The 13442-nt window shown below is 72.5% G+C and carries 14 protein-coding genes; 2 read left to right on the top strand and 12 right to left on the bottom strand.

The window, feature by feature from the left end:
• Positions 1 to 35 precede the first annotated feature (35 nt).
• On the bottom strand, positions 36 to 2558 hold the full coding sequence (locus ACFC0Z_RS30135; RefSeq protein WP_376444536.1) for an ATP-dependent Clp protease ATP-binding subunit: 2523 nt from the start codon (positions 2556 to 2558) through the stop codon (positions 36 to 38).
• A 461-nt stretch (positions 2559 to 3019) separates the two neighbouring features.
• On the opposite strand from ACFC0Z_RS30135, the gene ACFC0Z_RS30130 reads away from it, so the two are divergent.
• A complete protein-coding gene (locus ACFC0Z_RS30130; protein ID WP_376444533.1) occupies positions 3020 to 3664 on the top strand; it encodes an SCO3374 family protein in 645 nt (214 codons plus the stop codon).
• Here ACFC0Z_RS30130 and ACFC0Z_RS30125 read toward each other — a convergent pair.
• The 10 genes from ACFC0Z_RS30125 to ACFC0Z_RS30080 form a co-directional block, all read right to left on the bottom strand.
• The gene (locus tag ACFC0Z_RS30125) at positions 3643 to 3978 is read right to left on the bottom strand and encodes an Lsr2 family protein (RefSeq protein ID WP_376444530.1); all 336 of its coding nucleotides are present in this window, start codon (positions 3976 to 3978) and stop codon (positions 3643 to 3645) included. The genes ACFC0Z_RS30130 and ACFC0Z_RS30125 overlap by 22 nt on opposite strands.
• Positions 3979 to 4122: 144 nt before the next feature.
• Complete coding sequence (locus ACFC0Z_RS30120) at positions 4123 to 4635, bottom strand: amino-acid N-acetyltransferase (protein ID WP_376444528.1); 513 nt, start codon at positions 4633 to 4635, stop codon at positions 4123 to 4125.
• 33 nt (positions 4636 to 4668) lie between these two features.
• Positions 4669 to 5073 (bottom strand): BlaI/MecI/CopY family transcriptional regulator, encoded by a 405-nt coding sequence (locus tag ACFC0Z_RS30115; RefSeq protein WP_376444525.1) that lies wholly within the window; start codon positions 5071 to 5073, stop codon positions 4669 to 4671.
• Between the two features lie 133 nt (positions 5074 to 5206).
• On the bottom strand, positions 5207 to 5383 hold the full coding sequence (locus tag ACFC0Z_RS30110; protein ID WP_360811505.1) for a hypothetical protein: 177 nt from the start codon (positions 5381 to 5383) through the stop codon (positions 5207 to 5209).
• Positions 5384 to 5397: 14 nt separating this feature from the next.
• Entirely contained in the window at positions 5398 to 6000 is a 603-nt protein-coding gene (locus ACFC0Z_RS30105; RefSeq protein WP_376444627.1) for a hypothetical protein, read from the bottom strand.
• Positions 6001 to 6152: 152 nt separating this feature from the next.
• Positions 6153 to 6959, bottom strand: a complete 807-nt coding sequence (locus tag ACFC0Z_RS30100) for a type III pantothenate kinase (protein WP_376444522.1) — start codon at positions 6957 to 6959, stop codon at positions 6153 to 6155.
• Positions 6959 to 7948 carry a carboxylating nicotinate-nucleotide diphosphorylase gene (nadC, locus tag ACFC0Z_RS30095; RefSeq protein ID WP_376444624.1) on the bottom strand — a complete coding sequence of 330 codons (990 nt, stop codon included), beginning with the start codon at positions 7946 to 7948 and terminating at the stop codon, positions 6959 to 6961. The genes ACFC0Z_RS30100 and nadC overlap by 1 nt, the downstream gene beginning before the upstream one ends.
• Before the next feature lie 38 nt (positions 7949 to 7986).
• Positions 7987 to 9693 carry an L-aspartate oxidase gene (locus ACFC0Z_RS30090; RefSeq protein ID WP_376444519.1) on the bottom strand — a complete coding sequence of 569 codons (1707 nt, stop codon included), beginning with the start codon at positions 9691 to 9693 and terminating at the stop codon, positions 7987 to 7989.
• On the bottom strand, positions 9690 to 10787 hold the full coding sequence (gene panC / locus ACFC0Z_RS30085; protein ID WP_376444516.1) for a pantoate--beta-alanine ligase: 1098 nt from the start codon (positions 10785 to 10787) through the stop codon (positions 9690 to 9692). Before panC ends, ACFC0Z_RS30090 begins: the two co-directional genes overlap by 4 nt.
• Positions 10784 to 11779: a Rossmann-like and DUF2520 domain-containing protein gene (locus ACFC0Z_RS30080; RefSeq protein ID WP_376444514.1), complete on the bottom strand. Its 996-nt coding sequence runs from the start codon at positions 11777 to 11779 to the stop codon at positions 10784 to 10786. The genes panC and ACFC0Z_RS30080 overlap by 4 nt, the downstream gene beginning before the upstream one ends.
• Positions 11780 to 11903: 124 nt before the next feature.
• On the opposite strand from ACFC0Z_RS30080, the gene ACFC0Z_RS30075 reads away from it, so the two are divergent.
• Positions 11904 to 13160 carry a threonine aldolase family protein gene (locus ACFC0Z_RS30075; RefSeq protein WP_376444511.1) on the top strand — a complete coding sequence of 419 codons (1257 nt, stop codon included), beginning with the start codon at positions 11904 to 11906 and terminating at the stop codon, positions 13158 to 13160.
• Here ACFC0Z_RS30075 and ACFC0Z_RS30070 read toward each other — a convergent pair.
• Positions 13157 to 13378 (bottom strand): hypothetical protein, encoded by a 222-nt coding sequence (locus tag ACFC0Z_RS30070; protein ID WP_376444509.1) that lies wholly within the window; start codon positions 13376 to 13378, stop codon positions 13157 to 13159. The two genes, ACFC0Z_RS30075 and ACFC0Z_RS30070, sit on opposite strands and share 4 nt — an antisense overlap.
• Positions 13379 to 13442 lie beyond the last annotated feature (64 nt).

Here is a 13442-nt window from a genome sequence, read left to right as displayed (position 1 = left end):
CAGTTCCGGGGCCGCCCCTTGCGTGCGGCTACGCCTTACGCGTCCTTCGACAGGTTCGGGCCCGTGCCGCCCGTCGCCTCGATCGGCGGGGCGTCCGGCAGGGCCGACTTCTCCTCGCCGCGGAAGGTGAACGTGCGCTCCTCGCCCTCGCCCTCGGTGTCCACGACCACGATGTGGCCGGGGCGCACCTCGCCGAAGAGGATCTTCTCGGAGAGCGTGTCCTCGATCTCGCGCTGGATCGTCCGGCGCAGCGGCCGGGCGCCCATCACGGGGTCGTAGCCCTTCTTGGCGAGGAGCTCCTTCGCGGACTGGGAGAGCTCGATGCCCATGTCCCGGTCCTTGAGGCGCTCGTCGACGCGGCCGATCATCAGGTCGACGATCTGGAGGATGTCCTCCTGCGTCAGCTGCGGGAAGACGATGATGTCGTCCACACGGTTGAGGAACTCCGGACGGAAGTGCTGCTTCAGCTCGTCGCTGACCTTCGCCTTCATCCGCTCGTAGTTGGACTTCGTGTCGCCCTGGGCCGCGAAGCCGAGGTTGAAGCCCTTCGAGATGTCCCGGGTCCCGAGGTTGGTCGTCATGATGATGACCGTGTTCTTGAAGTCCACGACCCGGCCCTGGGAGTCGGTCAGGCGACCGTCCTCCAGGATCTGGAGAAGGGAATTGAAGATATCGGGGTGGGCCTTCTCGACCTCGTCGAAGAGGACGACGGAGAACGGCTTGCGGCGCACCTTCTCGGTGAGCTGGCCGCCCTCTTCGTAGCCGACGTATCCGGGCGGCGAACCGAAGAGACGGGAAACCGTGTGCTTCTCGCTGAACTCCGACATGTCGAGGGAGATCATCGCGTCCTCGTCGCCGAAGAGGAATTCGGCGAGAGCCTTGGAAAGCTCGGTCTTACCGACGCCGGACGGGCCGGCGAAGATGAACGAGCCACCGGGGCGCTTCGGGTCCTTCAGGCCGGCGCGCGTGCGACGGATCGCCCGCGAGAGGCCGATGACGGCGTCCTTCTGGCCGATGACGCGCTTGTGGAGCTCGTCCTCCATGCGGAGCAGACGCGAGGACTCCTCCTCGGTCAGCTTGAAGACCGGGATGCCGGTGGCGGTCGCGAGGACCTCGGCGATGAGCTCGCCGTCGACCTCGGCGACGACGTCCATGTCGCCGGCCTTCCACTCCTTCTCGCGCTTGGCCTTCGCGGCGAGGAGCTGCTTCTCCTTGTCGCGCAGGGACGCGGCCTTCTCGAAGTCCTGCGAGTCGATCGCGGACTCCTTGTCGCGGCGGACGCCGGCGATCTTCTCGTCGAACTCGCGGAGGTCCGGCGGCGCGGTCATCCGGCGGATGCGCATCCGGGAGCCGGCCTCGTCGATCAGGTCGATCGCCTTGTCCGGGAGGAAGCGGTCCGAGATGTACCGGTCGGCCAGGGTCGCGGCCTGGACGAGGGCCTCGTCGGTGATGGAGACCCGGTGGTGGGCCTCGTACCGGTCGCGGAGACCCTTGAGGATCTCGATCGTGTGGGGGAGGGAAGGCTCCGCCACCTGGATCGGCTGGAAGCGGCGCTCGAGGGCCGCGTCCTTCTCCAGGTACTTGCGGTACTCGTCGAGCGTGGTGGCACCGATGGTCTGGAGCTCACCGCGGGCCAGCATCGGCTTGAGGATGCTGGCGGCGTCGATCGCGCCCTCGGCGGCGCCCGCACCCACGAGGGTGTGGAGCTCGTCGATGAACAGGATGATGTCGCCGCGGGTGCGGATCTCCTTGAGGACCTTCTTCAGGCGCTCCTCGAAGTCACCGCGGTAGCGGGAGCCGGCGACCAGCGCGCCGAGGTCGAGGGTGTAGAGGTGCTTGTCCTTGAGGGTCTCGGGCACCTCGCCCTTGACGATGGCCTGCGCGAGGCCTTCGACGACGGCGGTCTTGCCGACGCCGGGCTCGCCGATGAGGACCGGGTTGTTCTTGGTGCGGCGGGACAGCACCTGCATGACCCGCTCGATCTCCTTCTCGCGCCCGATGACCGGGTCGAGCTTGGATTCGCGGGCCGCCTGGGTGAGGTTCCGGCCGAACTGGTCGAGGACCAGGGACGTCGAGGGGGTGCCCTCGGCAGGGCCGCCGGCCGTGGCGGCTTCCTTGCCCTGGTAGCCGGAGAGCAGCTGGATGACCTGCTGCCGCACCCGGTTGAGGTCGGCGCCCAGCTTCACGAGGACCTGGGCGGCGACGCCCTCGCCCTCGCGGATCAGGCCGAGCAGGATGTGCTCGGTGCCGATGTAGTTGTGGCCGAGCTGGAGGGCCTCGCGGAGCGAGAGCTCCAGGACCTTCTTGGCACGAGGGGTGAAGGGGATGTGCCCGGACGGGGCCTGCTGGCCCTGACCGATGATCTCCTCCACCTGCTGGCGGACCGCCTCGAGCGAAATCCCGAGGCTCTCCAGGGCCTTAGCGGCGACACCCTCACCCTCATGGATAAGGCCCAGAAGGATGTGCTCGGTGCCGATGTAGTTGTGGTTGAGCATCCGGGCTTCTTCCTGAGCCAGGACGACAACCCGCCGCGCGCGGTCGGTGAACCTCTCGAACATCGTTAATCGCTCCTCAGAGCGGTCAGTCAGTTAGGGGTCGATCCCCTCCCTGTCCTTCCGCAGCTTAGTCCCGCAAGCGGGGACCGCTCATTCCAACTGCCGACATCCGTCCGGATCACCCCTCTTCCGCGGGGAGACCTGCCGCCGAACAACCGACAAATGCTCCAACCCGATGGTGCGAGACGATGTTCCCGCAGGCCAAGTAGTTACCCGCGCCTTGAGTACGCCGATGGCGAACGTGAGACGCCGAAGCCCGCGAGTCGCCCCTCTCCACTAGGAATGTCTTACCCGTAGGGACTGACACTCCATGCGGCACACCCCGGTTCCCTCCGCTACCAGCGAACACCCTTGCGCTGCCGAATGCGTCTCAATACCCCATCTCGGACACGGTACGTGGTCGAGTGGGCGCGCTGGGTCAGCGGGGTGCGTAACCGGGAAGGCGTTCGCGAAGTTGGCCGGTCATGGCCTTCACCGTCCCGCTCCCCCGCTCGCCGCTCGGCGACGACGGCACCGGCACGGGCGCCGCCGACGGCTTGGGCGATGGCCTGGGCGACGGCGGTCTGATGCGGTGGTACGAGCGCGAGCTCGGCTGGACGGCCGTGCCGGGGCCCCCGGTGCAGCTGGTCACCGGGCTGCGCTTCGACGTGCTGGAGCTGCCCGCCGCCGCCGGGCGCGGCGTGCTGCGCCGGGTGGGCGCGGCGACCGGGCCCGTGGCCCTGATGGGGCGCCGGATGCGGCTCCTCGTGGCCCCGGGGGGCGCGGAGGAGCTGCCGGGGCTGCTCGACTGGCTCGAGTGGGGCGGGATCTCGCTGGACCTCGCGGCCCTTGGCACCGACGGCCGGATGACCGCGCCCCCTCCGCCGGGGCGGGGCGGTTCCGGCGCGCCGGGTGCCGCTGTGTGGCTGCGGGCGCCCGAGCCGGGCCGCGAGGTCGAGGCCTCGCTGCCGGCGCTGCGCTCCGCGCCGTGGGGCCGTGCGGACGCCCCCTGTCTGGTGCGGCTCGTGGCCGCCGCCGCGGTGGAGTGCCACCGGGCGCGGCTGCTGAGCGCCCGGGCTCGCGGCCCGGCGCCTCAACAGCTCTCGCCTCAGCGGTTGGCGTCCTCGTAGGCCGCCTTCACCTTGGCCGGAACGCGGCCGCGGTCGTTGACCTCGTGGCCGTTCTCCTTGGCCCAGGCGCGGATCTTGGCGGTGTCGGCGCTGCCGCCGGCGGAGACCCGGCTCTTGCCACGGGTGGTGGCGCTGCGGCCACCCGTGCGGCGCCCGCTCTTGGTGTACGGCTCGAGCAGGTCACGGAGCTTTTCCGCGTTGGCGGCGGTGAGGTCGATCTCGTAGGTCTTGCCGTCCAGCGCGAACGTCACGGTCTCGTCCGCCTCGACGCCGTCGAGGTCGTCGACAAGAAGGACCTGAACCTTCTGTGCCACCGGATTTCCTTTCATCGAAAATGCAGTACGCGGAAAGGAAACCGCTTTTCCCGGAAAAACACAAACCCCTGGGAGAGGTTCAGAACCCTGGCAACGCGGGAAACGTGCGCGTATCGGACATAGGGCTCCCCTTCGGGTTCCCGGTCAGAGGTGCAGAAGCATCCGACTGTTGCCCAAGGTGTTCGGCTTCACTCGTTCGAGACCGAGGAACTCGGCGACTCCCTCGTCATAGGAACGGAGGAGCTCGCTGTAGACATCTCCGTCGACCGGGGTCTCGCCGATCTCGACGAAGCCGTGCTTCGCGAAGAAGTCGACTTCGAAGGTCAGGCAGAATACGCGCCGTACCCCGAGCCAACGTGCGGTGTGCAACAACTTGCCGAGCACCTGATGACCGATGCCGGCGCCCTTGAACTCGGGATCGACGGCGAGAGTACGGACTTCCGCGAGGTCTTCCCACATCACGTGGAGAGCGCCGCAAGCGACGACCCTGGCGTCCTCGTCGCGTTCCGCGACCCAGAACTCCTGGATGGCCTCGTAAAGGGTCACGGTCGCCTTGTCGAGAAGGATCCCGCGCTTGATGAAGGGATCGACGAGGCGGCGCAGGGCGGGGACGTCCGAGGTGCGGGCCCTGCGGATGGTGACGGCTTCAGACGGCATGGGGGGACGCTATCGCTCCCCCGCCCGACTTCCCTAGGGGGTTCCCGTTCCCGGCACGGTGTCGCCGCCGGGAACGGGGTCGCGCTGGACGATGCGGATGGCGTCGTTGAGCGCCTCGCGCTGGTCCTGCGACATCATGCCGAAGAAGGCGACGAGGGCCGCCGCGGGGTTGTCGCTCTGCGCCCAGGCCTCGTTCATCAGCGCGGCCGAGTAAGCGGCGCGGGTGGAGACCGCCGTATAGCGATAGGCGCGGCCGTCGACTTCCCTGCGCACCCAGCCCTTCTGATGGAGATTGTCCATGACGGTCATGACGGTGGTGTAGGCGATGGACCGTTCCTGCTGGAGGTCTTCCAGAACTTCCCGGACGGTCACCGGTCGGTTCCATTGCCAGACGCGCGTCATGACGGCGTCCTCAAGCTCTCCCAATGGACGGGGCACACTGTCACCATAGTTCGCAAAGAGTGAATAAGCGGCTATTTACCTCGGGAAACGCAACAAAAAGGACGTACAACCTCGAAAGGTCGCACGTCCCGGTGGTGCGGGGCCCTCTGCGCGAGGTGGCCGCGAGGGGTCAGGGGGTGGTGCCGTCCGCCTGACGGGTGGCCTCGGCGCGGGCGAGGGCGGCGTCCACGACCGCGTCCTCCTTGGCCTTGTTCGGGCCGCCCTGGGTCTTGACGATGGTGACGACGAGGGCGATGAAGAACGCGGCCATCGCGACGGGGGGAACGAGCGCGGATACGTATTCCATGCCGACCAGAGTAGCTATCCGGCCACCCGTTCCTCGGGCGGGGGCGGGGGTACGGGGAGTCGGCGCGGCGGGAACACCTCGGAGGGCTTGGGCACCGGGCGCTCGGCGGGGGCCGGACCGGCCGGCGGGTTGGGCTTCGGGTCGTCCGCCGCCGACCGCCCGCCGGGGAGGGCGAGCAGGTGCGCGCGGGAGCCGATCGCCGCTCCGGCGGGCGCGGCGGCCACGGCGGAGGCGGTCGCCTGGGAGACCCGGGCGAGGCGGGCGCGCACGGAGCGCTCGGCGAGGATCTGGCAGCGTTCGAGCAGCTCGGCGGCGGCCGGGTTGGCGCGCAGGGCGCGGAGCGCGGCGAGGTCGTCGACACCGGGGTCGTACCCGCCGGCGAGGGCGTCCGCGAGGAGCTCCAGGTAGCCGGTGAGCGATCCGGGGAGGGCCTGGCGGTAGCGGGCCAGGTCGTCGAGGAGGAAGGCGCGGAGCCGGCCGGCCTCGCTTACCGCCTCGTCCACGGATTCGGCGAGGCGCAGGCAGTCCTGGACGTCCTCGACCTGGAGGGGGGCGGGGTGGAGGGCGATGGCAAGGGCGCGGCGGAGCACACGCAGCTCGTCCGCGCTGAAGGCCATGCCGCCGCGAGATCCGTATGGCGTGGGCATGGGCCGACGATACGCGCTAATCGGACAATTTTCTCTTAGCGATCATTCCGGCGCGTCGGAATGATCGCCCAGCGACCGACCGTCCCCGTCCCGCGGGACCACCTGCGGGACCACCTGCGGGACTACCTGCGGGACACGTTCCTTTCGTACACCAGTCGGAGGCCGATCAGCGTGAGCCACGGCTCGTGGTGGTCGATCTCCTTAGCCTCGCCGAGGACCATCGGGGCGAGGCCGCCCGTCGCGATCACGGTGACCTCGGAGGGGTCGCCCTTGGGGCCGACGAGCTCGCGCTTCATCCGCGACACGACGCCGTCGACCTGGCCGGCGTAGCCGTAGACGATGCCGGACTGCATCGCCTCGACCGTGTTCTTGCCGATCACGTTCCGGGGGCGGGCCAGCTCGATCTTGCGGAGCATGGCGCCCTTCACGCCCAGGGCCTCGACGGAGATCTCGATGCCCGGGGCGATGGCGCCGCCCGCGTACTCGCCGCGCGCGGTCACCGCGTCGTACGTGGTGGCCGTGCCGAAGTCGACGACGATCGCCGGACCGCCGTACAGCTCGACCGCCGCGACCGCGTTGATCACGCGGTCGGCACCGACCTCCTTGGGGTGGTCGGTGATGATCGGGACGCCCGTCTTGACGCCCGGCTCCACCAGGACCGCCGGCACGTCCCCGTAGTACCGGCGGGTGACCTCGCGCAGCTCGTGCAGGACCGAGGGGACGGTCGCGCAGATCGCGATCCCCTCGATGCCGTCGCTCAGCTCGACGCCGAGCAGGGGGTGCATGCCCATGAGGCCCTGGAGCAGGACCGCCATCTCGTCGGCCGTCCGGCTCGGGTCCGTGGAGATCCGCCAGTGCTCGACGATCTCGTCGCCGTCGAAGAGGCCGAGGACCGTGTGCGTGTTGCCGACGTCGATGGTGAGCAGCATCAGGCCCGCACCTCGCGCAGGTCGAGTCCGATGTCGAGGATCGGGGAGGAGTGGGTGAGGCCGCCGACGGCGAGGTAGTCGACGCCGGTCGCCGCGTACGCCGCCGCGTTCTCCAGGGTCAGGCGGCCCGAGGACTCCAGGATCGCGCGGCCGGCGACGATCGCGACGGCCTCCTCGGTCTCGCCCGGGGTGAAGTTGTCGAGCAGGATCAGGTCGGCGCCCGCGTCGAGGACCTCGCGGACCTGGTGCATGGTGTCGACCTCGACCTCGATCGGGAGGTCGGGGAAGAGCTCCCGTACGGCCTTGAAGGCCTCCGCGACGCCGCCGGCGGCCACCACGTGGTTGTCCTTCACGAGGGCCGCGTCGGAGAGCGACATGCGGTGGTTGACGCCGCCGCCGCAGCGGACCGCGTACTTCTCCAGGGCGCGCAGGCCGGGGGTGGTCTTGCGGGTGTCGCGGACCTTGGCGTTCGTGCCCTCCAGGACGTCCGCCCACGCGCGCGTGGCGGTGGCGATGCCGGAGAGGCGGCACAGGATGTTGAGGGCGCTGCGCTCGCCGGTGAGCAGGTCGCGGGTGCGGGCGGTGACGCTGAGGAGGACGTCCCCGGCCTCGACGGACTCGCCGTCCTCGATGTGCCGCTCGACCTCGAACTCGTCGGTGCAGACGATCGACAGGACGGCCTCGGCGACCCGCAGGCCCGCCACGACGCCGGCCTCGCGGGCGGTGAAGTCGGCGGTCGCGACGGCGTCCTCGGGGACGGTCGCCACGGTCGTCACGTCCACGCCGCCGTCGAGGTCCTCGGCGATGGCCAGGTGGGCGATGTCCTCGACCTGGACGGGGTCGAGGCCCGCGTCCGCGAGGAGCTCCGCGAGCGCGGGGTCGAGGCCGCACTCGAACTCCTCGCCCTCTCCGCCGCAGCCGCAGCCGTCGCCGCAGCCGCCCTCGGCCGCCTCGGCGGGGGCGCTGATCTGGATCAGAGGGACGTCCACAGGCACGGGACGGCTCTCCTCGGGCGTGCTCGGCGTGGTCACTTACGGCTCCCGGGGGCTTCGAGGGTGGAGGGGAAGTCGGAGGTCTCGGTGGTGCGGACCTCCAGTGTCCGCTCCGGGGTGAGGTGGACGACGAGGTGGCGCCGCCAGGCGGCGTCGTCCCGGTCGGGGTGGTCCTCGCGCCAGTGGCAGCCGCGGGTCTCCTCGCGGCGGCGGGCGGCGGCGACCAGGACGCGGGCGACGCACAGCAGGTTGGTGGTCTCCCAGGACTCGACGCCGGGCACCGACGTCTTGGTGTCGCCCTCGGCGGACTCCCCGCTCGCGAGCGCGTCGCTGTGCAGGGCGTCGAGGGCCTCGGCCGTGTCCCGGAGGCTGCTCGCGGAGCGCAGGACGCCCGCGCCGGCCGTCATGACCCGCTGGATACGGGTACGGGCTCCGGCCACCGGAAGCGGCAGGGTCACGGGGGCCGGGGGCGGCACGGCGGCGCCGGGCACGCGCGGCGCGGCGGCGGTGATCTCCTCGGCGATCCGCTCGGCGAAGACCAGGCCCTCCAGGAGCGAGTTCGACGCGAGGCGGTTGGCGCCGTGGACGCCCGTGCAGGCGACCTCGCCGCACGCGTACAGGCCGGGGACGGTCGTCCGGCCGCGCAGGTCCGTGCGGATGCCGCCGGAGGCGTAGTGCGCGGCGGGCGCGACCGGGATCGGCTCGGTCACCGGGTCGATGCCGTGGGAGCGGCAGGCGGCCAGGATCGTGGGGAAGCGCTCCGCCCACATCTCGGCACCGAAGTGACGGGCGTCGAGGTACATGTGCTCGGCGTCCTGCTCCTGCATGCGCCGCGTGATCGCCTTGGCGACGATGTCCCGGGGTGCCAGCTCGGCCAGCTCGTGCTGCCCGAGCATGAAGCGGACCCCGTCCGCGTCGACCAGGTGGGCGCCCTCGCCGCGTACCGCCTCGGAGACCAGCGGCTGCTGGCCCTCGGAGCCGGCGCCGAGGAAGAGCACCGTGGGGTGGAACTGGACGAACTCCAGGTCGGAGACCTCGGCCCCGGCGCGCAGCGCGAGGGCGACGCCGTCGCCGGTGGAGACCGACGGGTTGGTGGTCGCGGAGTAGACCTGGCCCATGCCGCCGGTCGCGAGGACCACGGCGGGGGCGTGGACGGCGCCGACGCCGTCGTGCTGGCCCTCGCCCATGACGTGCAGGGTCACGCCCGCCGTGCGGCCCTCGGCGTCGGTGAGGAGGTCGAGGACGAGCGCGTGCTCGATGGTGCGGACGCCCCGGTCCCGTATCGCCTCGACGAGGGCGCGGGAGATCTCGGCGCCGGTCGCGTCGCCGCCGGCGTGCGCGATGCGGCGGCGGTGGTGGCCGCCCTCGCGGGTCAGCGCGATCTCGCCGTCGGCGGTCTTGTCGAAGTCGGCGCCGGTCGCGATGAGGCGGCGGACCGCCTCGGGGCCCTCGGTGACGAGCAGCCGGACGGCCTCCTCGTCGCAGAGCCCGGCACCGGCCACGAGGGTGTCGTCGAGGTGCTGCTCGGGGGTGTCGCCCTCGCCGAGGGCGGCGGCGATGCCGCCCTGGGCCCAGCGCGTGGAGCCGTCGTCGAGGTTCGCCTTGGTGACGACGACCGCCCGGAGCCCGGCGGCGGTGCAGCGCAGGGCGGCGGTGAGGCCCGCGACGCCGGAGCCGACCACGACGACGTCGGCGTCGATGGCCCAGCCCGGGGCGGGCGCGTCCAGCCGTATTCCGGTCACTTGGTGGCTCCGAAGGTCAGGGGGATGTTGTCGATGAGCCGCGTGCTCCCGACCCGGGCGGCGAGGGCGAGGACCGCCTCGCCCTCGTGGTCGTCGGCGACCTCGGTGAAGTCGGCCGGGTCGACCAGCGCCAGGTAGTCCAGGACGATCGGCGGCTCGGCCTTCGCCGCCTCGTCGAGGACGGCGAGGGCGGCGGCCCGCACGGCGTCGGCGCCGCCGCCCTCGGCGGCCTGCGCGACCGCGTGGGCGTCGGCGGCGGCCCGGGCCTCGCCGAGCCGCTGGAGCGCCTCGGCGCGGTTCCCGGCCCGGCCGGGGTCGCCGGGCAGGGACGCGGCACGCGCGCGCAGCGCCTCCTGGGCGGCGAGCCGGTCGCGGGCGGCGAACAGCGCGCCGGACAGCGCCAGGGCCGTACGGCGCTCGTCGGACGACAGGTAGCGGTTGCGGCTGGACAGGGCGAGGCCGTCGGGCTCGCGGACGGTCTCCACGCCGACGATCTCGACCGGGAAGTTCAGGTCCCGGGCCATGCGGCGGATGAGGGCCAGCTGCTGGGCGTCCTTCTGGCCGAAGAAGGCCAGGTCGGGCGCGGTGAGGTGGAGGAGCTTGGCGACGACGGTCAGCATCCCGTCGAAGTGCCCGGGCCGCGAGGAGCCTTCGAGGCGCTCGCCCATGGGGCCGGCGGTGACCCGGACCTGCGGCTCGCCCCCGGGGTAGACCTCGTCGACGGAGGGCGCGAAGACGACGCTCGCGCCCGCGTCGAAGGCGAGCTCCAGGTCGGCGTCGAGGGTGCGGGGGTAGCGGTCGAGGTCCTCGCCCGCGCCGAACTGGAGCGGGTTCACGAAGACCGTCACGACGACGAAGCCCTCGGCGCCGACGCGCGCGCGTGCGGCGCGGATCAGGGTGGCGTGGCCCTCGTGGAGGGCGCCCATGGTCATGACGACGGCGTTGCGGCCGGGGGCGCCGTGGTGGTCGCGGGCGGCCCGGAGGTCCTCGGCCGTGGGGACCAGCTCGGCGGGCTCGTGGCGGGCGGACCGGCCGCTCTCGGCGCTCTCGGCGCTCTCGGCGCTCTCGGCGCTCTTGCGGGCGGACAGGGTCATCGGTCGTCTCCTTGCGGCCCGTCCGCGGCGGTGCCGGTGCCGGTGGTCCCGGTCCCGTCGGCGGCGAGCACTCCGAGCAGGTCCTCGGCGAGTTCGGGCTTGAGCAGGCCGTGCGCGAGCGCCCGGTCGGCGGTCGTGCGGGCCATCGCCAGGTAGCCGGCGACGGTGGCCGGCGCGTGCTTGCGCAGCTCGGCGACGTGGGCGGCGACCGTACCGGCGTCACCGCGCGCGACGGGGCCGGTCAGGGCCGCGTCCCCGGACCGCAGGGCGTTGTCCAGGGCGGCACCGAGGAGCGGGCCGAGCATGCGGTCGGGCGCGCCGACCCCGGCCTTGCGGAGCAGCTCCATCGACTGGGCCACGAGGGTGACCAGGTGGTTCGCGCCGAGGGCCAGGGCCGCGTGGTAGAGCGGGCGGGCGTCCTCGGCGATCCACTCGGGCTCGCCGCCCATCTCGATGACCAGGGCCTCGGCGGCGAGCCGCAGCTCCTCGGGCGCGGTGACGCCGAAGGAGCAGCCGGCCAGCCGCTGGACGTCCACGGCGGTGCCGGTGAAGGTCATGGCGGGGTGCAGGGCGAGCGGCAGCGCGCCGGCCCTGCGGGCGGGGTCGAGGACCCCCACGCCGTACCGCCCGGAGGTGTGGACGATCAGCTGCCCCGGCCGTACGGCTCCGGTGTCGGCGAGGCCCTCGACGAGGCCCGGCAGGGCGTCGTCCGGGACCGTCAGGAGGACCAGGTCGGCGAGGGCCAGGACCTTGGCGGGCTCCACGACCGGGACGTCGGGCAGGAGCTCGGCGGCGCGGCGGCGGGAGGCGTCGGAGACGGCCGAGACGGCGACGGGACGGTGTCCCGCGAGCCGGAGGGCGGCGGCGAGGGCGGGGCCCACGCGGCCTGCGCCGACGACCCCGACGGTGAGCCGGGCGGGCCGGTCCTCGGCTCGGGGCTCAGGGGCCCGGGAGGCCCCGGCTCGGGGGTCTGGCGCTGCTGGTGCGTTCACGGTGGGACGGCCTTCCGTTCCAGTCCTCGGTGGGTACCGGACGATTTCTGGTCATGCTACGCCAGCGTTTCGCGCTGCTCCGTGGCTGTCCACAGGGTGTGGGCGACGGTGTGATGATCGACCCATGAAACCTGTGAGCCCCGAAGATCCCGTCGCCGGTCCGGCCTACAGTCCGGCCGGCAGTCCGGCCGGCAGTCCGGTCGCCAGCCCGGCCGACAGCCCCGCCGATGAGGAAGCCCTCCGGATCCACCGCGCGCGGGTCTGGGGCTCCGCCCCGCGCAAGCTGTGGGAGACCTCGGTGGACGGCACAGTCGGCGCGCGGCTGCGCGAGCTGGCCGACTGGACGGAGGCGGCGGGGCACGCCGGGACGACACCGGAGACGTACGGCTCCGGGCTCGTCGCGGAGCTGGAGCGCCGGGTCGCCGAGGAGCTCGGCCTCCCCTCGGCCGTCTTCTTCCCGACGGGCACCATGGCCCAGCAGGTCGCCCTGCGCTGCTGGGCCGGGCGCACCGGCAACCCGGTCGTCGCCCTCCACCCGCTCGCCCACCCCGAACTCCACGAGGGCGGCGCCTTCGGGGCCGTCTCCGGGCTCCGTACCGTCCACCTGACCGACGCGCCCCGGCTGCCGACCGCCGACGAGGTGCGCGACCACCCGGAGCCCTTCGGGGCGCTCATGCTGGAGCTGCCGCTGCGCGACGCCGGCTTCGTCCTGCCGTCCTGGGAGGAGCTCGTCGAGGTCGTCGAGGCGGCCCGGGAGCGGGACGCGGTGGTCCACTTCGACGGGGCGCGCCTGTGGGAGTGCCCGACGCCGCTGGGCCGGCCGCTCGCGGAGATCGCCGGGCTCGCCGACAGCGTCTACGTCTCGTTCTACAAGTCCCTCGGCGGCCTGTCCGGGGCCGCGCTCGCCGGGCCCGAGGACGTCATGGAGGAGGCGCGGGTCTGGCGTCACCGGTACGGGGGGCTCCTCTTCCAGCAGTACCCGGTGGCGCTCTCCGCGCTCCGGGGCCTGGAGACCGAGCTGCCCCGGCTGCCCTCGTACGTGGCACACGCGCGCGTGGTGGCCGACGCGCTCCGGGAGGCGTTCGCGGAGGCGGGCACGGGCTGGTCCCGGGTCCACCCGGAGGTCCCGCACACCCACCAGTTCCAGGTGTGGCTGCCGTACGACCCCGAGGTCCTGACGGCGGCGGCGCTCGCCCAGACGGAGGCGACCGGCACCACCCTCTTCCGCCGGTGGTTCGCCCCGGGCGCGGGCGGCCCGCCGGGGGTCTCCCTGACGGAGGTGACGGTGACGGCGCCGGGTCTGGAGTGGACGGCGGAGGACGTGAAGGAGGCGGTACGGGACTTCCTCGCGCGCGTGGAGGCCCTCGGGGGCACCCCCTAGGACCGCGAGCGGGGGCGCGTCCACCGGAGCAGTGCGGCCCGCAGGCCGCCGCGCGCCGGGCGGCCCGCGAGGACCCGCTCGAAGCGGCGGCGGTCCGCGCGGCGGTCACGGATCTGCCGCAGGACGGCCACGTCGTGGGTGCCGGGCGCCGGCGGCATCGGCTCGCCGAGCTGCTCGGCCCGGTAGGTGTCGAAGAGGTACTGATGCAGCGCGTTCATGGCCTCACCGTGCGCCGCTCCGGCACGGACCGGCGCGCCGATTGACGGCACTCGTCAAACGGCG

It is taken from the genome of Streptomyces sp. NPDC056144 (assembly GCF_042264145.1).
Taxonomy (GTDB): Bacteria; Actinomycetota; Actinomycetes; order Streptomycetales; family Streptomycetaceae; genus Streptomyces.
The sequence above is the reverse complement of the archived record's forward strand: the minus strand, read 5'-3'. Positions and strand labels throughout refer to the sequence as shown.

Bases quoted from the DNA above. Each gene is read 5' to 3' on its own strand.
- ACFC0Z_RS30110 (WP_360811505.1), bottom strand. From the start codon at position 5,383: ATGGAATACGTATCCGCGCTCGTTCCCCCCGTCGCGATGGCCGCGTTC.
- ACFC0Z_RS30100 (WP_376444522.1), bottom strand. From the start codon at position 6,959: ATGCTGCTCACCATCGACGTCGGCAACACGCACACGGTCCTCGGCCTC.
- ACFC0Z_RS30070 (WP_376444509.1), bottom strand. From the start codon at position 13,378: ATGAACGCGCTGCATCAGTACCTCTTCGACACCTACCGGGCCGAGCAG.
- panC (WP_376444516.1), bottom strand. From the start codon at position 10,787: ATGACCCTGTCCGCCCGCAAGAGCGCCGAGAGCGCCGAGAGCGCCGAG.
- ACFC0Z_RS30105 (WP_376444627.1), bottom strand. From the start codon at position 6,000: ATGGCCTTCAGCGCGGACGAGCTGCGTGTGCTCCGCCGCGCCCTTGCC.
- ACFC0Z_RS30120 (WP_376444528.1), bottom strand. From the start codon at position 4,635: ATGCCGTCTGAAGCCGTCACCATCCGCAGGGCCCGCACCTCGGACGTC.
- ACFC0Z_RS30075 (WP_376444511.1), top strand. From the start codon at position 11,904: ATGAAACCTGTGAGCCCCGAAGATCCCGTCGCCGGTCCGGCCTACAGT.
- ACFC0Z_RS30135 (WP_376444536.1), bottom strand. From the start codon at position 2,558: ATGTTCGAGAGGTTCACCGACCGCGCGCGGCGGGTTGTCGTCCTGGCT.
- ACFC0Z_RS30130 (WP_376444533.1), top strand. From the start codon at position 3,020: ATGGCCTTCACCGTCCCGCTCCCCCGCTCGCCGCTCGGCGACGACGGC.